Origin of the sequence: Sphingomonas sp. Leaf5, assembly GCF_001421155.1 — a bacterium.
Taxonomy (GTDB): Bacteria; Pseudomonadota; Alphaproteobacteria; order Sphingomonadales; family Sphingomonadaceae; genus Sphingomonas.
This window is the reverse complement of sequence record NZ_LMJZ01000010.1, coordinates 1-22656: the sequence shown is the minus strand read 5'-3', so window position 1 is coordinate 22656 and position 22656 is coordinate 1. Positions and strand designations below refer to the sequence as shown.

Sequence of the window (22656 nt, the reverse complement as noted above, 5' to 3'; positions counted from 1 at the left end):
ACGAACGCAACTTTCCGCGCCGCCGGGAATTTGGGTTGTCAAATTACAACAGGGATACGCCATGACCCGCTTCGCTCTTGCGGCAGCCGCCGCCTTCGCTCTCACCGCCTGCGCATCGCAGACGCCGGAGCAGCTACAGGCCGAACAGCTGCGCGATCAGGCCGATGCCGAAGCCGGCGCGATCGAGGCCGCCGCCGAGAATCAGACGGCGCAGATGAAGGTCGAGGCCGAAGGGTTGCGCAACCAGGCGCAGCAGGCCGGCGGCTATGACGCCGAACGGCTGAAGGTCCGCGCCGACGCGATGAAGGACGAGGCAAAGCTGGTCGAGGAACAGGCCGAAGCCCGCGCCAAGGCCGTCCGCGATGCGGGCGAAGCGAAGGCGAGCGCGGCATTGGCCAAGTAAGCGCGACCTTCCGGAAAGGAAACGAACCCAGGGGTCGCCTTCACCCTTCCCCGCCATCGGCGTCTTTTCCCTCTCCCGGCGGGAGAGGGAGGGTGACCCAGTCGGTCGAGTTCGGCTCTAAATCCCCTGCAACCCCTGCTCGCGCAACCGCTGCTGCGCGGCGTGATACGCGACCGGCTCGGCAATGTTCAGCCGCCGCCGCGCCACGTCGAGCGGCTCGGCCAGCAAGGCCTCATAGGCCTCGGCATGGAGCCAGCGTGCGCGCCGGCCGTTGCGATACCCTTCCCACACCGCCTTCGCGAACGCCCGCTCGCCGGTGACGCGGAGCGACTTCAGTGCTGCGCCCAGCCCGATCGCTGCCCAGCCCAGTCCGCCGGTCTGCGCATAGGAAAACGCGACGAGGCACGCCTCGCCCAGATGCTCCTCGGCGGTATAGCCGGTCAGGACGTGCCAGATGTCGTGGACGTCGCGCTCGCGCCGACCGAACCAAGCGACCGGATGAGGTGCGTCCTGCCAGCCCTCGCCATCGGCATAGCTGATCTCCGCCAATCCCTGTGCCGAAAAACCGGTGCGGTCGAGGAACGCGCGATACTGTGCGCCGACGCTGCCGTCGGGCAGCGCATCGATCCATGCCCGGTTGGAGAAGCGCGTGGTCAGTTCGACATGCTCGTACGCGATCCGCCCGCCGCCCGGTTCGGTCAGCAACCGCGCATAATTGCGGTGGCTGGTATCGGCGTTGAGCGCGCGCATGATGCGGAACACCTGTACCGTATCATTGCCGTCCGCCAGCAACCGCCTGAGCGCCGCCCATGCCGTGCCCCAGTCGCGGCGCACCGGTTGTACCGCTTCGATCCCCTGCGTCGCCATCACCGACTCCGTTACTTACATCGCTGTAAGTATTCGCAAGCCGGCGCGTCGTCAAGCACGAGCCAAGCGTACCGTATCGCCACCGCAAGCGTCTGATCAGCTGCCTCGAAACGTCGCCCCAGCGGAGGCTGGGGCCTTGTTCGGCGCTTGTCCCGTGTCATCAGCCTGCACCGGGATGATGCCCGGTTCGATGGAGGTGGATCGGGCTTTGGTACGCCGGATCAACCGGCAGTCGGTTTTGCCCGCGATCGGCTCTCGGCGATCTGCGCTCCGCCGCGTTCGCACGATGCGCTGATGACCGGATAGGACAGGTCGGTATTGCGCGCGAGGATTGCGGGCATCGCCGCCTGACATTCCGCGACCGATTGATAGCTGGCCGGGGCGATCCGCTCGCGACTGCACGTCGCGCCGTCGTCGCCGCAGCCCAGGATCGCCATGATGTAGACCAAAGGTGCCATCGCCTGTCTCCTCCCCTGTTTCAATACGTTCGGGCACAGCTTGTTCCGACGAAGCGTTGCGCCGACGCGCCCGGTTCCCCAAATGGCGCTTGCAATGCCCCCCGATACCTCAACCGCCTCCGGCCCGACCCGGCCGATGCTGGCGACGCTCCGCCGATTCCTCCCCTATCTGTGGCCCGCCGGGTCCACGGGACTGAAGGTGCGCATCGTCGCCGCGCTGGCACTCGTCGTCGCGTCGAAGGTCGTGCAGGTGCGCGGCGCGCCGTTCGCGTTGCAGGGCGCGATCGACACGATGGCGGCGGGGTCGCGCGATGCGCTGTGGCTCGTCGTGGCACTGGTCGCGGGCTATGCCGCCGCGCGCTTCGCCGGCACCCTGTTCGACAACTTACGCAACGTCGTGTTCGAACGCGTTGGACAGGACGCGACGCGGCGGCTGGCGGCGTCGGTCTTCCGCCATCTCCATGCGCTGTCGCTGCGCTTCCATCTCGAACGGCGTACCGGCGCGGTGACCAAGGTGGTCGAGCGCGGGACCAAGAGCATCGACACCATGCTCTACTTCCTGCTGTTCAACATCGCCCCGACCATCCTTGAACTGGGCCTGGTGCTGTGGATCTTCGGCACGCGGTTCGGCAGCTGGCTGGTCATCGGCACGGTGGCGATGGTGGTGTTCTACATCGCCTTCACCCGCTGGGTCACCGACTGGCGGTCGTCCTTGCGCGAACGGATGAACGATCTCGACACCGGCGCGGTCGCGCACGCGGTCGATTCGCTGCTGAATTTCGAAACGGTCAAATATTTCGGCGCGGAGGAGCGCGAGGCGGCACGCTATGACAGCGCCGTCGCCGGCTATGCCGATGCGGCGGTGAAGTCCGAAAACTCGCTGGCGCTGCTCAACATCGGACAGGCGCTGATCACCGCGCTGATGCTCGGCGGCGGCATGGCGCTGATCGTCTTCGGCTGGGCGCGTGGGGTATTTTCGGCGGGTGACGTCGTGCTGGTCTCGACGCTGTTGACCCAGTTGTTCCGGCCGCTCGACCTGCTCGGCATGGTCTATCGCACCGTGCGGCAGGGCGTGGTCGATATGGGCGCGATGTTCGACCTGATCGACACCCCGGCCGAGGTCGTCGATGCCCCCGGCGCACCGGCGCTGACGGTCTCGCGCGGCCATGTCCGGTTCGAAGGGGTCGGCTTCGGCTATGGCGACGGTCGCACGATCCTGAACGGGATCGACCTCGACGTCCCGCCGGGCACTACGCTGGCGGTGGTCGGGCCGTCGGGCGCGGGCAAGTCGACGCTCGCCCGGTTGCTGTTCCGGTTCTACGATCCGACCGCCGGGCGCATCACCATCGACGGACAGGATATCGCCGCCGTGTCGCAGGCGTCGCTGCGCAGCGCGATCGGCATCGTGCCGCAGGACACGGTGCTGTTCAACGACACGATCGGCTACAACGTCGCTTATGGTCGCGCCGACGCGACCGCCGACGATATCGCGCGGGCGGCGCAGGGTGCGTCGATCGCGGGATTCATCGCCAGCCTGCCGCAGGGGTTCGACACCCGCGTCGGCGAGCGCGGACTGAAGCTGTCGGGCGGCGAGAAACAGCGGGTCGCGATCGCCCGGACGCTGCTGAAAAACCCGCCGGTGCTGATCCTCGACGAAGCGACCAGCGCGCTCGACAGCCGAACCGAAGCCGACATCCTCGCCACGCTGGAAGCGATCGAACGCGGGCGCACGACCATCGTCATCGCCCATCGCCTGTCGACCGTGGTCCATGCCGACCGTATCGTCGTGCTGGAGGGGGGCCGGGTCGTCGAAAGCGGCTCGCACGGCGAACTGCTCCGCGCGGGCGGCACCTATGCCGAGATGTGGGCGCGGCAGGCGGACGAGCGCGAGGCGGCGATGGCCGAAGCGTGAGGCAAATCGACATTCGGTTCCTGGTACGCGGGACGACTGCTCTATTCGCTATCGTCGCTCCCGCCTGCGCGGGAATGACGAACATTCGCGATCGTCGCTGAATGTCGATCCAACCTGGTGCCTGATCCAGCCAACCGGAAACGTCGCCCCAGCGAAGGCTGGGGCCTCGTGCGGCTCTCGTCTCGTGCCATCACTGGGAGTGACGTCTGATTCGATCTGGATGGATCAAACGCTAAACCGTATCCGATGGACACTCCATCGCGCCCATGCGTATCCGGCGGGGCGATGCGGGAGAGCGAACGATGAACGACCGGCTGAAAAAAGCGGTGACGACCACGGCGCTGGTCGGCGGTGGCTTCGCGCTATGGACCGCCCTCGCCGCCAGCGCGTCGGAAGCATTGGTGCCGGCGGACGGGGATTTCGTCGACGTCCCCGGCGGGCGGCTCCATTATGTCGATACCGGCGGCAATGGTCCGGTGATGGTGATGCTGCACGGCCTGTACGGGCAGCTGCGCAACTTTTCCTATGCGCTGACTGCCGAACTTGCCGATCATCGCCTGATCCTCGTCGACCGGCCCGGCTGGGGACACAGCAGCGTCGATGGGGGCCAGCCGCCGATCGAGGAACAGGCCCGCATGGTCGCCGACCTGATCGATGCGCTGGGCCTCGATCGGCCGCTGCTGGTCGGCCATTCGATGGGTGGTGCGGTGGCGCTCGCCTTTGCGCTCAACCATCCCGGCAAGGTGCGCGGTATCGCGCTGATCGCCCCGCTGACCCAGCCGATGGACCATATTCCGCCGATCTTCCGGGGCAAGGCACCGCCCGCCCCGCTCCGTGGCCTCGCCGCATGGACGGTCGGGGTGCCGCTGACGACGCTGACCGGACCGGCCGTCGCCAGGCATGTCTTTGCGCCCGATGCGGTGCCGATGGATTTCGGCACGCGCGGCGGCGGCCTCGTCGCGCTGCGCCCTTCCAGTTTTCAGGCGGGCGCGTTCGAGATCGACGACGCCAACCGCGCGGTATCGGGCATGGCCGCACGCTATGGTTCGATCGGCCTGCCGGTCGCGATCCTGTACGGCCGGGACGACCATCTGCTCGATCCGCAGCATCAGGGTGATCGCACCGCCGCGATGATCCCCGGCGCGACGCTGACCAACATCGCCGGCGGCCACATGATCCCCGTCACCCATGCACGCGAGACCGCCGACTGGCTGCGAACGGCTGCGACCGCGTGAGGGCGCTGCTGCTGGCGGTGCTGCTGCTGAGCGGTTGCACTACCGCGTACGGCGACGGCATGGGCGACATCCTGCGCGGGCAAGGCATCGCCGCGCGCGAACCCGACTACGACGTCCCCTATGTCCCGACGCCCGAACCGGTCGTCGACGCGATGCTGGCGATGGCGCAGGTCGGGGCGAACGACACGCTGATCGACCTCGGTTCGGGTGACGGCCGCATCGCGATCGCCGCCGCTCGTCGCGGCGCGCGGGCGAACGGGATCGAGATCGACGCGGCGCTGGTCGAACGCGCCCGGCGCAACGCCGCGCTCTACACGCTGACCGACCGCGCCCGCTTCTCTCGCGCCAATCTGTTCGACGTGCCGCTGCGCGACGCCAGCGTGGTGACCATGTACCTGCTGCCGAAGATCAACCTTGCGCTCCGCCCGCGCCTGCTGAACGAATTGCGGCCGGGTACGCGGATCGTCACCCATGCGTTCGACATGGGCGAATGGCGTGCCGACGAAGAACGGCTGGTCGCCGATCGCCGCGTGTTCCTGTGGATCGTCCCCGCCGTCGCGGGTGGCGACTGGCTGGCGACCCTGCCCGACGGACGACAGGTGCCGCTGCATGTCGATCAGCGGTTTCAGGACGTGACCGGCACCCTCGGCAATGCCGCGATCGCCGGCACCCTGCGCGGCACCGCAATCCGCCTCACCGCCGCCGGACGCAGCTACACCGGCACGGTCGGCGAAGCGACGATCACCGGCGACGGCTGGCGCGCGGTCCGTCTGCCTTAAGAGTCCGTTTGGAAACTCGCGAAAAGGCGAGTTTCAAGGCGGTGCCGGCCCGCTCCCCCTCCCGGCCACCCACAGCGTATCCTGAATGGGTGGTCGGGAGGGGGAGCGGGCCGGCACCGCAAAACGCGCAACCGCGCGTTTTCGAACAGCCTCTTAACCCTCGACGCCCACGCCCTGCATCCCTAGGTGGAGGGCGATGGCGCTCGACCCGATCCCCGTATTGCAATCGACCTTCGGCTTTCCCGACTTCCGCGGTGTCCAGCGGCAGGTGGTCGACCGCGTGCTGGCCGGACAGCGGACGCTGGCGGTTATGCCGACCGGTGCGGGCAAGTCGCTGACCTATCAGCTGCCCGCCACGATGCTGAACGGGACCTGCGTCGTCGTCTCGCCGCTGATCGCGCTGATGCACGACCAGTTGCGCGCCGCGACCGCCGTCGGCATCCGCGCCGCCACGCTGACCAGCGCCGACGACAATCGCGCCGAGACGCGCGGGCGGTTCCTCGATGGCGAGCTCGACCTGCTCTACGTCGCGCCCGAACGCGCCTCGGGCGGCGATTTCCGCGACCTGCTGTCGCGCGGCAACCTCGCCCTGTTCGCGATCGACGAGGCGCATTGCGTCAGCGAATGGGGCCACGACTTCCGCCCCGACTATCGCCTGCTGCGGCCATTGTTCGACCAGTTCCCCGACGTCCCCAGGCTGGCGCTGACGGCCACCGCCGATGCGCATACCCGCGCCGACATCCTCGAACAGCTGGGCATTCCGCACGACGGGCTGATCGTCGCCGGCTTCGACCGGCCCAACATCCGCTACCACATCACCCCGCGCGATCAGGGCACGCGCCAGATCGCCGACGTCATCGCCGCCACTCCCGGCCCCGGCATCGTCTATGTCCAGTCGCGCGCCGGGACCGAACGGTTGGCGGAGGCGCTGGCCAAGACCGGGCGTCCGGTCCGCGTCTATCATGCCGGGCTCGACTCCGCCGTGCGTCAGCGCAACCAGCATGATTTCGTCGCGTCCGAGGATATGGTGATGGTGGCGACGATTGCGTTCGGGATGGGGATAGACAAGCCCGACGTGCGCTTCGTCGCACACGCCGGACTGCCGAAATCGATCGAGGCCTATTATCAGGAGACCGGCCGCGCCGGGCGCGACGGCGATCCGGCGGCCGCGCATCTGTTCTGGGGGGCCGACGACTTCGCCCGCGCGCGCCAGCGGATCGGCGAGGTCGAACCGGCGCGCCAGCCGGGCGAGCGGCAGCGGCTGAACGCGCTGGGTGCGCTGGTCGAGACCGCCGGGTGCCGCCGTGCGATCCTGCTGCGCCATTTCGGCGAATCGCCGCCCGAATATTGCGGCAATTGCGACAACTGCCTCACGCCGCCCAACGCGATCGACGCGACGCAGGTCGCGCAGAAATATCTGTCGGCGGTGTTCCGGACCGGCATGATGTTCGGCGCGACCTATATCGAACAGGTCCTGACCGGCCAGTCGACCGAACGTAGCATGACCAACGGCCACGAACAGCTGTCGGTATGGAACATCGTCGACGGCGACGAGACCGCGCTGCTCAAACCCGTCGGCCGCGCATTGCAACTGCGCGATGCGCTGCGCGCCAACGACCATGGCGGGCTGGAATTCGGCCCCGCCGCGCGCGGGCTGTTGAAGGGCGGCGATACGCTGTCGCTGATCGTCCCGCCCAAGCGCGAGCGGCGGCGGCGCGGCAGCGGCACGGCACCCCCCAACCCGACCGGCGATCCGCTGTTCGAGGCACTGCGCGCCAAACGCCGCGAACTGGCGCAGGAAGCCGGCGTGCCGCCCTATGTCATCTTTCACGACTCGGTGTTGCGCGACATGGCGACCGACCGACCGCAGACGATCGGCGGCATGCGACGCATCACCGGTATCGGCGAAAAGAAGCTGCAGGCGTATGGCGACGCGTTTCTCTCGGTAATCAAGCAGCACTAAATTCCTCCCCACATCGTGGGGAGGGGGACCGTCCGCGAAGCGGATGGTGGAGGGGGATCGCGGCAAACGGAATGGCTGCGTCTGCGGCGATCCCCCTCCACCATGCTGCGCATGGTCCCCCTCCCCGTGCCGGGGAGGATTTGCGTCGCCCCCGCCGCACCGCTATCGTCCCTCCCCATGCAAATCCGCCGTATCGACGACCGCATCTCGGTCAGCCCGCAGATCACCGCCGACGACGTCGCCACGCTGAAGGCGCAGGGCTTCACCACCATCGTCAACAACCGCCCCGATGGCGAGGAAGCCGGCCAGCCAGGCGGCGATACGATCGCGGCGGCGGCGGCGGCGGCCGGGCTCGCCTATCACGCGATCCCGATCACCCATGCCGGGTTCAGCCACCCGCAACTCGACGCGATGGCCGATGTGCTGGAACAGGCCGACGGTCCGATCCTCGCCTATTGCCGCTCGGGCACGCGATCCTGCAATCTGTGGGCGCTCGCCAGTGCCAAGGGCGGCCGCGACTCGGCCGAACTGGTCGCGGCGGGCGGTACGGCGGGCTATGACCTGTCGGGCATCCGACCCATGCTGGACGCGCTTTCCAAAGGTTAAGTCGCGGGTACCTTAACGTACGTAACCACATCGGTTCAGGCGCTTAACCAAATCGCAACGGCCAGTGCCGCATCCCTCTGCCCGTACCAACAGGGGTTATCGATATGGGCATTGGTCTGGACGGCGCCCGCTTTCTCCACGAAAGCCGGGCAGAAGAAGCGCAGCGCAACACCGGCGCGGCGTGGTTCGAACTCGGCATCTGCTATTCGAGCGGGACCGGTGGCGCGATCATCGATCTGGTCGAAGCGCACAAATGGTTCAACCTCGCCGCGATGTCGGGGCTGGAGGACGCACAGCATTGGCGCGCCGAAATCGCCTGCGACATGACCCCGCGTCAGATCGCCGATGCGCAGAAAGCCGCCCGCGCCTTCCTGCGGACCGAAACCCGCCCGAACTGACCCGCTTCGCGGCCGGACGTGCCGGCCGCCAAGCGGATCGGAACCCCGTCACCGCGCCGATCCGAACATCCTCCCGGCGTGCCGGAACGATGTCCTGTCGCGACGGGATCAGGGTCAGTCCGCCGCCTTTTTCGGTGCGGCTTTCTTCGGTGCGGCCTTTTTGGCAGCAGGTTTTTTCGCCGCCGGCTTGGCGTCATCCTTTGCCGCCGCTTTCTTCGGTGCCGCCTTCTTCGCCACCGGCTTCTTCTTGCCCTTAGCCGGAGCCGCCGCCGCACGGTCGTCGATCAGTTGCGCCGCTTCTTCGAGGGTCAGCGCACTCGGTTCGATCGACTTCGGGATCGTCGCGTTGGTCGTGCCATCGGTGACATAGGGGCCATAGCGCCCTTCCATCAGCTTGATCTCGGCCTCGGTCCGCGGATGCGCGCCGAGCACCCTCAGCGGCTCTTTCGCCGCCCCGCGCGCCGGTCGCCCGCCGCCCGCCGCCGCCTCAGCCAGCTTGACCACCGCCGCGTTCATGCCGGTTTCGAACACGTCCGCCGTCGTCTGCAACCGCGCATATTTGCCGGCATGCTTTAGATACGGGCCATAGCGCCCGATCGCCGCCTCGATCGGCTCGCCCGTTTCCGGATGGTTGCCGATGGTGCGCGGCAGGCTGAGCAGCTTGAGCGCCCATTCGAGGTTCAACTCGCCGATATCCTTCGGGATCGACGCACGCTTGGCATCCTTGCCCTCGCCAAGCTGGATATAGGGGCCGAACCGACCCGATTTGCGCTCGACCTCCAGCCCGGTTTCCGGGTCCTTGCCCAGTCCTTCGGGACCGGCGTCGCCGCCTTCCTCACCGCCCGGCTGCGCGAAGCGGCGGGTATATTTGCAGTCGGGATAGTTGGAACAGGCGATGAACGCGCCGAACTTGCCGCCGCGCAGGGCCAGCCGGCCCTCGCCGCAATTCGGGCACAGGCGGGGGTCGGTCCCATCGGCCTTTTCGGGGAACAGGTAACTCCCAAGAAACTGGTCGAGCTCGGCGGTGATCGCGCTCGGCTGCTGCTCCATCACTTCCGACGTGCGCGGCTTGAAATCGCGCCAGAATGCTTCGAGCACCGCCTGCCACTCGGCACGCCCGCCCGACACGTCGTCCAGCTCCTCCTCCAGCTCGGCCGTGAAGTCATAGCCGACATATTTCTCGAAAAAGCGTTCGAGGAACGCAGTCAGCAACCGCCCGGTCTCCTCGGCAAAGAACCGGTTCTTCTCGACCCGGACATAGCCGCGATCCTTCAGCACCTGAATGATCGAGGCATAGGTCGACGGACGCCCGATCCCCAATTCTTCCAGCCGCTTGACCAGCGACGCTTCGGAGAAACGCGGCGGCGGCTGGGTGAAATGCTGTTCGGCGACCACGTCCTTCTTGGCCGGGCTGTCACCCGAGCGCAGCAGCGGCAACCGGCGCGAATCCTCATCCGCCGCATCGTCGCGCCCTTCCTCGTACAGCGCGAGGTATCCGGGGAAGAGCACGACCTGCCCGGTCGCGCGCAGGCCGGTCTGGCCGGTCTGGTCCTCGAACTCGACGGCGGTGCGCTCCATCCGGGCCGACGCCATCTGGCTGGCAAGCGCCCGCTTCCAGATCAGGTCGTACAGACGGCCATGATCGCCCGATCCCGCGCGGTCCTTCGAAAAATCGGTCGGGCGGATCGCCTCGTGCGCTTCCTGCGCATTCTTGGCCTTGGTCTGGTACTGGCGCGGCTTGTCCGGGACGTAGCTGCCGTCATAGCGGTTGGCGATCGCGCCACGTGCCGCATCGATCGCCGATCCGTCCATCTGCACGCCGTCGGTCCGCATATAGGTGATCGCGCCGTCTTCGTAGAGCGACTGCGCCACCCGCATCGTATGGCTGGCGGAAAAACCCAGCTTGCGCGCCGCTTCCTGTTGCAGCGTCGAGGTGGTGAAGGGCGGCGGCGGATTGCGCGTCGCGGGCTTCGTCTCGACATTGGTGACGGTGAAGCGGCCAGCGACCACCGCCGCCTTCGCGACCTCGGCCGACCCGGCATCGCCCAGCGACAGCTTGTCGAGCTTCTTGCCCTTCAGCTTGACGAGGCGCGCGTCGAACGGCGTGCCATCGGCCTCCATCTTGGCCACGACCGACCAATATTCCTGCGCGACGAACGTCTCGATCTCGCGCTCGCGCTGGACCAGCAGGCGCAGCGCGACCGACTGGACGCGTCCGGCCGACTTGGCGCCGGGCAGCTTGCGCCACAGCACCGGCGACAGGGTGAAGCCGACCAGATAGTCGAGCGCGCGTCGTGCCCGATATGCATCGATCAGGTCGGTATCGAGCTCGCGCGGGGCCTTCATCGCGGCGAGGATCGCGGGCTTGGTGATCGCGTTGAACGTGACCCGCTCGACCTCCTTGGGCAGCGCGCGACGCTTCTTCAGCACCTCCTGCACATGCCAGCTGATCGCCTCGCCCTCACGATCGGGATCGGTGGCGAGGATCAGGCGGTCGGCGGTCTTGGCGAGGTCGGTGATCGCCTTCAGCTGCTTCGTCTTGTCCGCATAGGTTTCCCAATCCATGGCAAAGCCGTCATCCGGGTTCACCGACCCATCCTTGGGCGGCAGGTCGCGGACATGGCCGTAGGAGGCGAGGACGCGGTAATCCGACCCCAGGTATTTTTCGATGGTCTTCGCCTTGGCGGGCGATTCGACGATGACAAGCTGCATGATGTGGCGGTCGGTCCTTGTGCGTACGCGTACGAGAGTGGGGAGCGCCGGGGGGTGGCGTCAAGTCGGGTTGGGCTGGTGACGCAGCGCGGTTACGCTTTGATGGCAGGTGATTACTCCAGGCTGACCCGCCCGCCGGCATGCCGGTCGAGCCGCCCGGCGAGTTCGAGTTCGAGCAGCACCGTCTGTACCACCGTCGTCGGGCATCCCGATTGCCGCACCAGTTCGTCGACCACCACCGGCACCGGCCCCAGCAGTCCGGTAATCCGCGTCCGGTCGCCATCGCTGGCGTCGGTCGCCGTCGGTTCGCCGACATAGCGCCCGCCCGGTGCCCGCACCGCGCGCGCATCGATCGGGCGGAGCATCTCGGCCACGTCGGCGGCGTTCTGCACCAGCGTAGCACCGTCGCGAATCAGCGCATTGCATCCCTGCGCCCGCGGATCGAGCGGCGATCCCGGCACCGCCATTACCTCGCGCCCCGCCTCTCCCGCCAGCCGGGCGGTGATGAGCGACCCCGATCGCGGAGCCGCCTCGACCACTACCGTGCCCAGCGCCAGCCCGGCGATGATCCGGTTGCGCGACGGGAAATGGCGGGCGAGCGGCTGCGTGCCCGGCGGCTGTTCGGCGAGGAGCAACCCGCGAGTCGCCACCTCTTCCTGCAACGCCGCGTTCTCGGGCGGGAAGACGACGTCGATGCCGCTGGCGATGACGCCGATCGTCGCATGGCCGATCGCGCCCTGATGCACCGCCGTGTCGATGCCGCGCGCCAGCCCCGACACCACGCAATATCCCGCCGCGCCCAGTTCGTCCGCCAACCCCCGCGCGAAACGGCAGGCCGCCGCCGACGCGTTGCGGGCACCGACCATCGCCACGCACGGCCGCGCCAGCAGCGACAGGTCGCCGCGCACGATCAGTGCGGGCGGCGCGCTGTCCAGTTCGGCCAGCAACGCCGGATAGTCGGGATCGCCGAGCAGCAGAAAACGCCCGCCGAGCGCACGCACCGTCGCGATTTCCCGCCGCACCGCGCCTTCGTCGGCCAGCACCGGTGCCCGGCCGCCCCCGCGCGCCGCCAGCATCGGCAACGCGTCGATCGCTGCCGCAGCGTCGCCGTACCGCTCGATCAGCGCGCGAAACGTGACCGGGCCGATATTGGCCGACCGGATCAGCCGCAGCGCCGCGAAGCGGGCCGCTTGCGGCTCATTCACGCTTGCGGCCGATCCTCGGCTCGGTCCCGGCGACCAGTCGTTCGATATTCTCGCGATGCTTCCACAGCACGATCAGCGCAAGGCCGAGGAACAGGATCACGAGGTCGAACCGCCCGGCCCATGCCGACGCGATCGGTGCGGCGACCGACGCCGCCATGCCCGCGACCGACGAAATACGTACCGTCGCCAGCAACCCCAGCCACACGATGGCATAGACCAGTCCAGCGAACGGGCAGAGCGCCACCACCACGCCCATCATCGTCGCCACGCCCTTGCCGCCGCGAAAGCGCAGCCACAGCGGATAGCAATGGCCGACGAACGCCGCCGCACCGGCGACCGGTTCCTCACCCGGAAACAGCGCCGCGACGATCCACACCGCCGCCGCCCCCTTCAACAGGTCGAGCAGCAGCGTCGCCGCCGCCAGTCCTTTCCGCCCGGTACGCAGCACGTTGGTCGCGCCGATATTGCCCGACCCGATCGTGCGCAGGTCGCCGGCACCGGCGATGCGGGTCAGCAATATGCCCCATGGGATCGATCCCAGCACATAGCCGATCAGCAACGCCGCCGCCGGCGGGATCCAGAGTATTTCGCTCGGCAGGATAGCCCCCTGAACTTGCCGTCTGTCGCATGGAGGGTAAGGGGTTCGGCGACGGCATGCAACGCGGCCGGATACGCCAAAGGGAGTATGCCCGGTGATGGGCCAGACGACGCAACCGATCCTGTTCTTCGATTCAGGCGTCGGCGGCCTGTCGGTGGTCGCGCCGACCCTGGCGCTGCTGCCGACCGCGCCGATCGTCTATGCCGCCGACTCGGCCGGTTTTCCCTATGGCACCCGGACCGAGGCGGAGATCGCCGCGCGGGTGCCGGCGCTGCTCGGGCGGCTGGTCGAGCGGTATCGCCCGCGCCTCGTCGTGATCGCGTGCAACACCGCATCGACCATCGCGCTGCCGGTGGTGCGTGCCGCGCTCGACGTGCCGGTCGTCGGCACCGTGCCCGCGATCAAGGTCGGGGCGGAAATGTCGCACAGTCGCGTCATCGGTGTGCTCGGGACGCAGGCGACGGTGCGCCAACCCTATGTCGACGACCTTGCCGTACGCTTTGCCGGCGACTGCACCGTGCTGCGCCATGGATCGGCGGCACTGGTCGAACTGGCCGAGGGGGCGCTGGCCGGCGATGCGCCGCCGCCGGGCGCAATCGCCGCCGAACTCGCCGGACTGCTCGACCAGCCGGAGGGAGGACGCATCGACGTCATCGTCAACGCCTGCACCCATTTCCCGCTGATGGAGGCAGAAATGCGCGCGGCCGCCCCGCACATCGCCTTCGTCGACGGCGGCCCCGGCATCGCGCGGCGCATCGCGGTGCTCACGGCGGGACAGCCCTTTCCCGAAGCGCCGGTCCCCGGACGACTCGTCTTCACCCGGCTGGGTGCGCGCGAGCGGACGATCGCGGCCGGGCTGGAATCACGCGGGTTCGGGTCGGTCGAGGCGTTGTAGGTCCGAGAAAACCTTCACCCCGTGGACAAAATGTCCAAGGCGCTCGATCACCCTAACCGCTTTTATCCGCTGGAAACGTCGCCGCGCAACAGGTACACCCCGGTTCCATGAGCATCGACGCAGTTCCGGCCCGCTCGGTCGATTACAACCGTGTCTTCGCACAGGCGATCGACCGCCTGCACGAAGAAGGACGCTACCGCGTCTTCATCGACATTCTGCGCAACAAGGGGCAGTTCCCCAATGCGCGGTGCTTCGCCGGGCATAACGGGCCGAAGCCGATCACCGTGTGGTGCTCGAACGACTATCTTGCGATGGGCCAGCATCCCGCGGTCATCGCGGCGATGGAAGAGGCGCTGCACGATGTCGGCGCCGGTTCGGGCGGCACCCGCAATATCGGCGGCAACACCCATTATCACATCGACCTCGAAACCGAGCTTGCCGACCTGCACGACAAGGAAGCGGCGCTGCTGTTCACCAGCGGCTATGTCTCGAACGAGGCGACGCTGTCGACCATCGCCCGCATCCTGCCGGGCTGCATCATTTTTTCGGACGAGTTGAACCACGCGTCGATGATTGCGGGCATCCGGCATTCGGGCTGCGAAAAGCGAGTGTTCCGTCACAACGACCTCGCCCATCTCGAAGAACTGCTGGCCGCCGAAGACCCGTCGGTGCCCAAGCTGATCGCGTTCGAGAGCGTCTATTCGATGGATGGCGACGTCGCGCCGATTCATGCGATCTGCGACCTTGCGGACAAATATAACGCGCTGACCTATCTCGACGAAGTCCACGCCGTCGGCATGTATGGCGCGCGCGGCGGCGGCATTTCCGAACGCGACGACGCGGCATCGCGACTGACGATCGTCGAGGGGACGCTGGGCAAGGCATTCGGGGTGATGGGCGGCTATATCGCCGCCGATCGTACGGTCATCGACGTGATCCGCTCCTATGCGCCGGGCTTCATCTTCACGACCAGCCTGTCGCCGGTACTGGTCGCCGGGGCGCTGGCCAGCGTCCGCCACCTGAAGGCATCGACGGCGGAGCGCGAGGGGCAGCAGGCGGCCGCCGCGACGCTCAAGACGCTGTTCGCCGATGCCGGGCTGCCGGTGATGGACACGACCACGCATATCGTGCCGCTGATGGTCGGCGACCCGGTAAAGGCGAAGCGGATCAGCGACATCCTGCTGCGCGAATACGGTGTGTATGTTCAGCCGATCAATTATCCGACCGTCCCGCGCGGCAGCGAACGGCTGCGCTTTACGCCAGGGCCAGCGCACGACACGGCGATGATGCAGGAACTGACCGCCGCACTGGTCGAGATCTGGGGCCGGCTGGAACTGAAGAAAGCCGCCTGAAACCTGCCGCTCCCGAACGGAGCGGCAGGTTTCAGTGCACGACCCGGTTGCCACCGGCCAGCATAACGCCTTGCAGCTTCGCACGGGCTTCGTCGATGACCCATTCGATGCCGTTGCCATGACCGGCAACCATCGCCGCCGATGCGGTGACGGTCCCGATCGCCTCCCCCGACCCGCGCAGCTTGAACTTGCGACCTTGGAGCAGCTGCAACGCCTCTTCGGCCTGTGCGCGCAGCGCGGTCATCGTCTGCCCCGGAATGGCGAGGATGAATTCGTTGCCCGACCAGCGAATGGCTTCCTGGTCGGGAAACGCCTTTGCCAGTTTCGTGGCGAAGGCGTTGAGAATATTGTCGCCGACCGAATTGCCATAGATCCGGTTGATCCCGGGCAATCCGTCGATCCCGAACATCAGCAGGGCATAGCGTTGATCCTGCGCCGCGATCTTGTCGAGCACCCGGCGGGCCCCCGTCTGGTTCAGCGCATTGGTCAGTTCGTCATGCTCGGCATCGACCGCGCCGGTTCGCCCCGCCGCGCCCGTCGCCAACAGGCGCGCGACCTGTTCGCGCAGTTCGGCCAGGCTCCGCTCCGTCGCCGCCACCCGCTGAACGATCGAGGCATCGTCCGCGTCCACTGGCGATGTTCCCGGATGATCGGCAAGCGTTGCCGCTGCTGCCGCCTGCGCCGCGCCCAATTCGACGAAGCGCGTATTGGTCAGCCCCGCACCTTCGATCGATGCCAGTATATCGTCGGATAGAATTTTGTACGAACCGGACAGATGCGCCAGCGCGGTGCCATAATTGAAGGCACTCGGTTCAAGCTGGTGATATTCCAAAAATGCCAATGCAGCACGAGCGTGTGCGATCTCTATCTGCATAGGTCATTGCATATCAATGAACCCGCCAATGTTCAATCGGTAGGTTACTGAAATAGATGGATCTTGTCACTACTATGAAATGGTAGATCTGTACTGGTGTCCGGCTGATCATGGACCCAGTTCTTGCCAGTCCCATGCTTTCCGGTGATTTCGCGATGCGCGAAACCTATGGTTGCGCCAACAGTCCGGTGAGCAGCGTCATCACCGCCAGTCCGACCGACAGCGGCACGCGCAGCTTCATCCACCACGCCGGCACATGCCCCGCACGGACCAGCGTCATGTCGACCAGCAGCGATCCGAGCAGCCCCGCGGCCACGATCGCCGACGCCGACAGCACCGACGCGAACAGGATCGCGCCCGCGACCAGCGCGACCAGCGTCGGCACCACCGCGATACCCAGCCACAGCGTCAGCGCCGCGCCGCTCACTCGCGCCGACACCGCGCCCCACCACATCCCGCCCAGAAAACTCAGGATGAGCGCCGAATAGAATAGCGCCAGCGCCAGCATCATGCCGCCCTTGGCCGGATCGATCAGCCGGACCGCGACCGCGACGATCGGCGGCAGCAGCCCGGCATAGCCCAGCAACAACGCGGCAAGCGGCGGACGGACGACCGGAGCCGTATCGATCGCGTCAGTCACGGCAATATCCCTCCCCCGGCTTGACCGTCAGACAATCGTTCTTGCCCGCCAGCCATTTCAGCCCGGTCGCATCGCCGTTGCCCGGTCGCAACAGCAGCGTCTCGCCAACGCGTTCGAACCGGATGCCTTCGGGCGTTACCGTGCCTACGAAATTGCCCTTATTGTCAAGGTCATATTGCATTTCGAGCTTCACATCGCCCTGCGCCGGATCGCTGACGACCAGATAAGTGCCTTCGACCCCGACCCAGCGGCCGAGATAGCGGGTCGCTCCCAGCGCGGCGGTATCGCTGGCGGTCGGGGTTGGCGTGGGGGTCGGAGATTGCGCCGGGGTCGGGGCCTTTGGCGCAGGCAGCGGCGTGGCGGCGCTGTTTTCGATCGCAGCCTGTGTCGCGGCACCTTCGCTGCGCCGTTCCGACGCGCCGCACGCGCTTAGTGCAAGTGCCGCGACGATGATCGTTCCACGCATCCTTGCCATCCCTTTCGCCTTTCCCAACGACCTCAGCCTAGCGCCCGGCCATCCCGACGGCTAGAAGCGGCCCATGGCCCGTATCGCAATCGCATCCGACCACGCCGCCCTAGGGCTCAAGACAGAACTCGTCACTTGGTTGCAAGACCAGGGACACGAAGTCGCCGACCTCGGCCCCGACGGGCCGGCCAGCGTCGACTATCCGGACTATGGATACAAGCTGGCACAAGCAGTTAGCGGCAACGACGCCGATTTTGGCGTTGCGTTGTGCGGATCGGGCATCGGCATCTCGATCGCGGTCAATCGCGTCGCCGCCTGCCGCTGCGCATTGGTGTCCGAACCCCTGTCGGCGGCGCTCGCCCGCGAACATAACGACGCCAACGTCATCGCGATGGGTGCCCGGCTGATCGGCAGCGAGATGGCGAAGGCATGTCTGACTGCGTTCCTGACGACCCCGTTCGGCGGCGACCGCCATCAGCGCCGCGTCGACAAGCTCGGCAATCCCCCCGCCTGAATCCCGATTCCCCGGGTGGCATTTCAATGACACCCGGACTAAAGCGCGCGCGACCTCTTCTCTCCGGGAGCCGCGCCCCATGACCGACCAGTTCCGCCCCGACGGTTTCTTCGAAACCACCCTAGCCGATGCCGACCCCGCCGTGTTCGCGGGCGTTACCCACGAACTGGAGCGCGAGCGCTATCAGATCGAGCTGATCGCATCGGAAAACATCGTTTCGAAGGCGGTGCTGGAAGCACAGGGTTCGGTCTTCACCAACAAATATGCCGAGGGTTATCCCGGCAAGCGTTACTATCAGGGCTGCCACCCCTCCGACGAGGTCGAGCAGCTGGCGATCGACCGCGCCAAGCAGTTGTTCGGCTGCGGCTTCGTCAACGTCCAGCCGCATTCGGGCGCGCAGGCGAACGGCGCGGTGATGCTGGCGCTGACCAAGCCCGGCGACACGATCATGGGCATGAGCCTCGACGCCGGCGGTCACCTGACCCACGGCGCGAAGGCGGCGATGTCCGGCAAGTGGTTCAACGCGGTCCAATATGGTGTCGATCGCGAAACCCATCTGATCGACTATGACGAGGTCGCGGCACTGGCGCGCGAGCACAAGCCGACGCTCATCATCGCCGGCGGCTCGGCCTATCCGCGCCATATCGACTTCGCCAAGTTCCGCGCGATCGCCGATGAAGTCGGCGCGAAGTTCATGGTCGACATGGCCCATTTCGCCGGCATCGTCGCCGCCGGCCTGCACCCGACCCCGTTCGGCCAGGCGCATGTCGTCACCACCACCACCCACAAGACGCTGCGGGGCCCGCGCGGCGGCATGGTGCTGACCAACGACGAAGCCATCGCCAAGAAGATCAATTCGGCGGTGTTCCCGGGGCTGCAGGGCGGTCCGTTGATGCACGTGATCGCGGCCAAGGCGGTCGCGTTCGGCGAGGCGCTGCGCCCCGAATTCAAGGACTATATCCGCGCGGTGGTCGAGAACGCGCAGACGCTGGCCGCCACCCTGAAGGATCGCGGTGCCAATGTCGTCGCCGGCGGCACCGACACGCATTTGGCGCTGATCGACCTGACCCCGCTTGGCGTCACCGGCCGCGATGCCGACGAGGCGCTGGAGCGCGCGGCGATCACCTGCAACAAGAACGGCATCCCGTTCGATCCTCTCCCCCCGGTCAAGACCAGCGGCATCCGCGTCGGATCGCCCGCCGGCACCACCCGCGGTTTCGGCAAGGCCGAGTTCACCGAAATCGGCCATATGGTCGCCGATGTGCTCGACGGCCTGCGTGCCAAGGGCGAGGCCGGGGACCCGCAAGTCGAGGCGGACGTTAAGGCACGGGTTCGGGCGCTGTGCGAGCGGTTCCCGATCTACCCGGGTCTGTAAGGAGGTCACATGGTCAAGGACAAATCGGTCGGCAAGAGCATGGCGAAATGGGGCGCACTGGGCGCGGTCATCGCCATTCCGGTGCCGTTCGTCGGCCCGCTGATCGGCGCGGCTGCCGGTGCGGGCTATGCCTATTACAAGGCGAAGAAGCAGACGCGTTACTGACGCGCCCCGTCCGCGCCGCCATTTGGTGGCGCGGACGGTTTGACAGGAAGACCGATGCGCTGCCCGTTCTGCGCCCATGACGACAGCCAGGTGAAGGACAGCCGGCCCAGCGACGATGGCGCGGCGATTCGGCGGCGGCGGCAATGCTCCGGCTGCGGCGCGCGTTTCACGACCTTCGAACGTATCCAGCTGCGCGACCTGACCGTGGTCAAATCGGGCGACCGCCGTCAGCCCTTCGACCGCGACAAGCTGCTCCGCTCGGTCGCCACCGCCTGTCGCAAACGCCCGATCACCCCGGCACAGGTCGAGCGTCTCGTCTCGGGTATCCAGCGCCAGCTGGAAACGACCGGGGACAGCGAAGTCGCATCGGGCCGCATCGGCGAGCTGGTAATGGAGGGGCTGCAGGGGCTCGACCCCGTCGCGTACATCCGCTTCGCCAGCGTCTACAAGGACTTCCGCGAAGCGAAGGATTTCGAGGAATTTGCGGGGACGGTCGGGGATGCGGCGAAGGGGTAAGGTCGTGTTCCCCTGCTCAAATTGTTTGGTTCGAGCAGCTTCGAGCAAAGTCGCGAAGCGTCTGTCGAGAACGCTCCGCTAACCGGGCCCCCTTCCCTCCGTTCAGTTCGAGCAGTATCGAGCCTGTCGAGATACGCCCGTCGAGAACCCGTCGCGGCTCCGCAAAACGCCAAGGCCCGCCAATGTTCTACGCCTACATCCTCAAATGCTCGGACGGCACCTATTATACCGGCCACACCGACGACCTCGACCTCCGCGTCGCCGAGCATCAGTCCGGCGCGATCCCCGGCTACACCGCTGACCGCCGACCGGTCGAACTGATGTGGAGCGAAACCTTCCAGACCCGCACCGAAGCGCTGGAGCGGGAAGCACAGGTAAAGGACTGGTCGCGCAAGAAGAAGGAAGGTTTGTTCCGCGGCGACTGGTCGACGATCTCCACCGCGGCGAGTTCTCGACAGCCGCATCTCGACAAGCTCGATGCTGCTCGATCCGAGCGAGAGGGTAGCGCGACCGCCCAACCCGTCATCGTCCTCGTCCGCCCCCAACTCGGCCAGAATATCGGCAAGGCTGCCCGCGCCATGCTGAACTTCGGCCTCACCGACCTGCGCCTTGTCGCGCCGCGTGACGGCTGGCCCAATCCCGAAGCCGGCCCGGCTGCCAGCGGTGCCGATCAGGTCCTGCGCGATGCCGTCGTCTATGACAGCGTCGCCGATGCCGTCGCCGACTGCGCCCATGTCTACGCCACGACCGTCCGCAAGCGCGGCATCACCAAACCGGTCGTCACACCCGAAGTCGCCGCACAGGCGATCCGGGCCGATGCCGGTCGCTCCGCGATCCTGTTCGGCCCCGAACGATCGGGTCTCGAAACCGATGACGTGGCGCTCGCCCGCACGATCCTGACCGTGCCGATCAATCCCGAATTCGGCTCGCTCAACCTCGCGCAGGCGGTCATTCTCGTCGCCTATGAATGGTCGAAGGGGCAGGACCTCGCCAGCCCGTCGATCGTCGACCTCGGCGAACCCGCCCCGCACGAGGAACTGGAAGGCATGATCGGCCAGTTGGACGACATGTTGGAAGCCGCCCGCTTCTTCTTCCCGCCCGAACGCGCCGTCACCTCGCGCCGGACGCTGCGCACGCTGCTGACCAAGCCCGGCTGGACGTCGCAGGAGGTGCGCACGATGCGCGGCGTACTTTCGGCACTGGACGGGGCGAAACGGCGGCGCTGACGGCGATTGAACGGTAGCGCGGACCGCGATAGCCTCGCGCGTCCGCACGATCCGAAAGACCAACCATGCGCTTCAAAATGCTCGCACATCTTGCCGCCGCGCTGATCGTGACACCGTTGTCGGCCGCCCCAGCACCGCAATCGGCGAAGACCTCCGAACCGGCATAGCAGGCAGCGGCAAAGCTGAAGCGCGGCGTCAATATCATCGGCTACGACCCGCTATGGCGCGATCCCGCCAAGGCGCGGTTCCAGACGAAGCATTTCGCGATCATCAAACAGGGCGGCTTCGATTTCGTCCGCGTGGTGCTGCAGGCGCTCGAGCATATGGATGCGCAGAACCGGCTGAACCCGCAGTGGCTGGCGACGCTCGACCGGGTGGTCAAGGAGGCGACTGCCGCCGGCCTGACCGTCATTCTCGACGAACACGATTTCAATCCCTGTTCGGCGGCGCCCGACGCCTGCGAACCGAAGCTGATCGCGTTCTGGCAGCAGATCGGCGAACGCTATCGTAATGCGCCGAACACGGTGCTGTTCGAACTGCTGAACGAACCGCACTCCCCGCTTGACGCCGCGCGGTGGAATGCGATGCTCGCCAGGCTGATCCCGGTGGTGCGCGCGACCAACCCTGACCGGACGCTGGTGATCGGCCCGACCCGCTGGAACAATCTGGAAGAATTGTCGACGCTGACCCTGCCACGGGACGACCGGAACATCATCGTGACGTTCCATTCCTACGAACCATTCCGCTTCACCCATCAGGGCGCGCCGTGGGCCGAGGATATGGCAAAGGTCAGCGGCATCCCCTTCACCGCTGCCGACGAAGCGCAGATCAAGGCCGATTACGACAAGGTGACGGCATGGTCGAAGGCGAACAACCGCCCGATCCTGCTCGGCGAGTTCGGCGCGTACGACAAAAGCGGCATCCCGATGGCAGCCCGCGTCCGCTATACGTCGGCGGTTCGCCGCGAGGCGGAGGCGCATGGCTTCCCTTGGGCCTATTGGCAATTCGACAGCGACTTCCTCGTGTACGATATCGACAAGGATCGCTGGGTCGAACCGATCCGACAGGCCTTGGTGCCGACCGGTCGATAGGTGAGGGTTAAACTCTATCACCTTTGGTTGCTCTCACCCTTCGCCGCCCTCGGCGTCTTTTCCCTTTCCCGGCGGGAGAGGGGAGGGAGCGGCGCAGCCGCGGAAGGGTGAGGGCGATCACGTTTGATCAAAAGAGACTCTAGCCAGCGCCTCATGCGGCGCAGCCGCCTTTGAGGGCGGCGTCAAAGGCGAGAAGCATTCCGGCTACAGCCGCTACAGCAAGCGCGCTGATGTACCGGAACGAGCGGATTGCCCTGTACCGGGAGCGTAGAGGTCTCAGTTCGCGGAGCAATTGATGCGCGTGTCCGGAACGCCCGACAGCCCCGTCTTTGTTGAGACGGGGCTGTCGGTATGTTTGGTATGGTTGCGGGGACAGGATTTGAACCTGTGACCTTCAGGTTATGAG

The 22656-nt window shown here is 66.7% G+C and carries 23 protein-coding genes; 15 read left to right on the top strand and 8 right to left on the bottom strand.

Annotated elements, in window-relative coordinates; genetic code table 11:
• Positions 1 to 61 precede the first annotated feature (61 nt).
• Positions 62 to 403, top strand: a complete 342-nt coding sequence (locus ASE50_RS08500) for a hypothetical protein (RefSeq protein WP_056398539.1) — start codon at positions 62 to 64, stop codon at positions 401 to 403.
• Positions 404 to 520: 117 nt separating this feature from the next.
• Here the strand turns inward: ASE50_RS08500 and ASE50_RS08495 are convergent, their stop codons facing one another.
• Together ASE50_RS08495 and ASE50_RS08490 are read right to left on the bottom strand one after the other, a co-directional pair.
• Positions 521 to 1270 (bottom strand): Coq4 family protein, encoded by a 750-nt coding sequence (locus ASE50_RS08495; protein ID WP_056398536.1) that lies wholly within the window; start codon positions 1268 to 1270, stop codon positions 521 to 523.
• 221 nt (positions 1271 to 1491) lie between these two features.
• A complete protein-coding gene (locus ASE50_RS08490; protein ID WP_056398533.1) occupies positions 1492 to 1728 on the bottom strand; it encodes a hypothetical protein in 237 nt (78 codons plus the stop codon).
• Between the two features lie 94 nt (positions 1729 to 1822).
• Here ASE50_RS08490 and ASE50_RS08485 point away from each other — a divergent pair, with 94 nt between their 5' ends.
• From ASE50_RS08485 to ASE50_RS08460, 6 genes are all read left to right on the top strand, one after another.
• On the top strand, positions 1823 to 3640 hold the full coding sequence (locus ASE50_RS08485) for an ABCB family ABC transporter ATP-binding protein/permease (RefSeq protein ID WP_056398625.1): 1818 nt from the start codon (positions 1823 to 1825) through the stop codon (positions 3638 to 3640).
• A gap of 266 nt (positions 3641 to 3906) precedes the next feature.
• Positions 3907 to 4875 carry an alpha/beta fold hydrolase gene (locus ASE50_RS08480; protein WP_235512263.1) on the top strand — a complete coding sequence of 323 codons (969 nt, stop codon included), beginning with the start codon at positions 3907 to 3909 and terminating at the stop codon, positions 4873 to 4875.
• Positions 4872 to 5654, top strand: a complete 783-nt coding sequence (locus ASE50_RS08475; RefSeq protein ID WP_056398527.1) for a class I SAM-dependent methyltransferase — start codon at positions 4872 to 4874, stop codon at positions 5652 to 5654. Before ASE50_RS08480 ends, ASE50_RS08475 begins: the two co-directional genes overlap by 4 nt.
• Before the next feature lie 196 nt (positions 5655 to 5850).
• Positions 5851 to 7617: a DNA helicase RecQ gene (recQ, locus tag ASE50_RS08470; protein ID WP_056398524.1), complete on the top strand. Its 1767-nt coding sequence runs from the start codon at positions 5851 to 5853 to the stop codon at positions 7615 to 7617.
• 177 nt (positions 7618 to 7794) lie between these two features.
• Positions 7795 to 8223, top strand: coding sequence for a TIGR01244 family sulfur transferase (locus tag ASE50_RS08465; protein ID WP_056398519.1), 429 nt, complete (start codon positions 7795 to 7797; stop codon positions 8221 to 8223).
• Between the two features lie 104 nt (positions 8224 to 8327).
• Positions 8328 to 8621, top strand: coding sequence for an SEL1-like repeat protein (locus ASE50_RS08460; protein ID WP_056398516.1), 294 nt, complete (start codon positions 8328 to 8330; stop codon positions 8619 to 8621).
• Positions 8622 to 8735: 114 nt separating this feature from the next.
• Here the strand turns inward: ASE50_RS08460 and topA are convergent, their stop codons facing one another.
• The 3 genes from topA to plsY all read right to left on the bottom strand — a co-directional run bounded on the left by topA (position 8736) and on the right by plsY (position 13097).
• Positions 8736 to 11333: a type I DNA topoisomerase gene (gene topA / locus ASE50_RS08455; protein WP_056398513.1), complete on the bottom strand. Its 2598-nt coding sequence runs from the start codon at positions 11331 to 11333 to the stop codon at positions 8736 to 8738.
• A gap of 113 nt (positions 11334 to 11446) precedes the next feature.
• Positions 11447 to 12538, bottom strand: a complete 1092-nt coding sequence (dprA, locus tag ASE50_RS08450) for a DNA-processing protein DprA (RefSeq protein WP_056398510.1) — start codon at positions 12536 to 12538, stop codon at positions 11447 to 11449.
• On the bottom strand, positions 12531 to 13097 hold the full coding sequence (plsY, locus tag ASE50_RS08445; RefSeq protein WP_235512260.1) for a glycerol-3-phosphate 1-O-acyltransferase PlsY: 567 nt from the start codon (positions 13095 to 13097) through the stop codon (positions 12531 to 12533). Before plsY ends, dprA begins: the two co-directional genes overlap by 8 nt.
• Before the next feature lie 136 nt (positions 13098 to 13233).
• On the opposite strand from plsY, the gene murI reads away from it, so the two are divergent.
• Both murI and hemA read left to right on the top strand, forming a co-directional pair.
• On the top strand, positions 13234 to 14031 hold the full coding sequence (gene murI / locus ASE50_RS08440; RefSeq protein WP_056398504.1) for a glutamate racemase: 798 nt from the start codon (positions 13234 to 13236) through the stop codon (positions 14029 to 14031).
• A 107-nt stretch (positions 14032 to 14138) separates the two neighbouring features.
• A complete protein-coding gene (hemA, locus tag ASE50_RS08435) occupies positions 14139 to 15383 on the top strand; it encodes a 5-aminolevulinate synthase (RefSeq protein WP_056398500.1) in 1245 nt (414 codons plus the stop codon).
• A gap of 31 nt (positions 15384 to 15414) precedes the next feature.
• Here the strand turns inward: hemA and ASE50_RS08430 are convergent, their stop codons facing one another.
• The 3 genes from ASE50_RS08430 to ASE50_RS08420 form a co-directional block, all read right to left on the bottom strand.
• Positions 15415 to 16257: a GGDEF domain-containing protein gene (locus ASE50_RS08430; RefSeq protein ID WP_056502706.1), complete on the bottom strand. Its 843-nt coding sequence runs from the start codon at positions 16255 to 16257 to the stop codon at positions 15415 to 15417.
• A 166-nt stretch (positions 16258 to 16423) separates the two neighbouring features.
• Positions 16424 to 16897, bottom strand: coding sequence for a DUF3429 domain-containing protein (locus ASE50_RS08425; RefSeq protein ID WP_056398495.1), 474 nt, complete (start codon positions 16895 to 16897; stop codon positions 16424 to 16426).
• Complete coding sequence (locus tag ASE50_RS08420) at positions 16890 to 17363, bottom strand: hypothetical protein (RefSeq protein ID WP_056398491.1); 474 nt, start codon at positions 17361 to 17363, stop codon at positions 16890 to 16892. Before ASE50_RS08420 ends, ASE50_RS08425 begins: the two co-directional genes overlap by 8 nt.
• A gap of 73 nt (positions 17364 to 17436) precedes the next feature.
• Between ASE50_RS08420 and rpiB the strand changes: the two genes are divergently transcribed.
• The 6 genes from rpiB (at position 17437) to ASE50_RS08395 (ending at position 22250) form a co-directional block, all read left to right on the top strand.
• Positions 17437 to 17877, top strand: coding sequence for a ribose 5-phosphate isomerase B (rpiB, locus tag ASE50_RS08415; RefSeq protein WP_056398489.1), 441 nt, complete (start codon positions 17437 to 17439; stop codon positions 17875 to 17877).
• Positions 17878 to 17956: 79 nt separating this feature from the next.
• Entirely contained in the window at positions 17957 to 19252 is a 1296-nt protein-coding gene (gene glyA / locus ASE50_RS08410; RefSeq protein WP_056398487.1) for a serine hydroxymethyltransferase, read from the top strand.
• 9 nt (positions 19253 to 19261) lie between these two features.
• Positions 19262 to 19417 carry a hypothetical protein gene (locus tag ASE50_RS19220; protein ID WP_200909452.1) on the top strand — a complete coding sequence of 52 codons (156 nt, stop codon included), beginning with the start codon at positions 19262 to 19264 and terminating at the stop codon, positions 19415 to 19417.
• A gap of 54 nt (positions 19418 to 19471) precedes the next feature.
• Positions 19472 to 19933: a transcriptional regulator NrdR gene (gene nrdR, locus ASE50_RS08405; protein ID WP_056398484.1), complete on the top strand. Its 462-nt coding sequence runs from the start codon at positions 19472 to 19474 to the stop codon at positions 19931 to 19933.
• Between the two features lie 182 nt (positions 19934 to 20115).
• Positions 20116 to 21159 carry a TrmH family RNA methyltransferase gene (locus ASE50_RS08400; protein ID WP_082438914.1) on the top strand — a complete coding sequence of 348 codons (1044 nt, stop codon included), beginning with the start codon at positions 20116 to 20118 and terminating at the stop codon, positions 21157 to 21159.
• A gap of 182 nt (positions 21160 to 21341) precedes the next feature.
• The gene (locus ASE50_RS08395) at positions 21342 to 22250 is read left to right on the top strand and encodes a glycoside hydrolase family 5 protein (protein ID WP_056398482.1); all 909 of its coding nucleotides are present in this window, start codon (positions 21342 to 21344) and stop codon (positions 22248 to 22250) included.
• The last annotated feature ends 406 nt before the right edge of the window (positions 22251 to 22656 follow it).